Origin of the sequence: Microcystis sp. T1-4 (assembly GCF_000297435.1) — a bacterium.
In the GTDB taxonomy this organism is placed as follows: Bacteria; Cyanobacteriota; Cyanobacteriia; order Cyanobacteriales; family Microcystaceae; genus Microcystis.
On sequence record NZ_CAIP01000333.1, the window covers coordinates 1 to 567 of the forward strand.

The following is a 567-nucleotide window of genomic DNA, read 5'->3' on the forward strand; positions in this document are numbered from 1 at the left end:
TTAGAGCTTCTGCTAGGGTATTTCCAGGGTCAGCAATAGCCATTTCCAACGCAGTCTCCACGCCATCAATCACCATTACCCTTGAATCATCCTCTCCCCGCAATAAAGCCAACTGGGACTCAGACAGATTAACCTCTTGAACCAACTCCGCAAAAATTGCCCCCTCATCTCCCGCGCTATCCACCTGATTAATTTGAGCATCCACATAATGCCCAATTTCTTCTAAAATTACATTAATTATCGCTGCTGACGAAGCTGTATTTAAAAAAGATGCTGATAGATAAATCTTATTCTTACTGCTGGAATAGGCACCATTCGCCGTTCCCAAAACTTCATCACTGAGTACCTCAATCGGGGGAATTTGACTAAAATTTCGGCTTTTCCACTGCTGTCGTAATTGCGTCGCTTTAACCACATCATAACTTGTGCCAAAAGCGATGGCCAAATTCGCCCAAAAACCATCAGATTGAGCAAAATCGAACAAAACATCGTAAACAGCAGGAAAAATCGGCAAAAGAGAAGAAGTCATGACATTAACTGTAAAGGTTTATTGCTAACAGTTTTAGC

The 567-nt window shown here is 42.0% G+C and carries 1 pseudogene; it reads right to left on the minus strand.

Annotation, left to right across the window (positions count from 1 at the left end):
- Nucleotides 1-529: pseudogene (locus MICAI_RS16895) on the minus strand (hemolysin); the annotation flags it as partial.
- Nucleotides 530-567 lie beyond the last annotated feature (38 nt).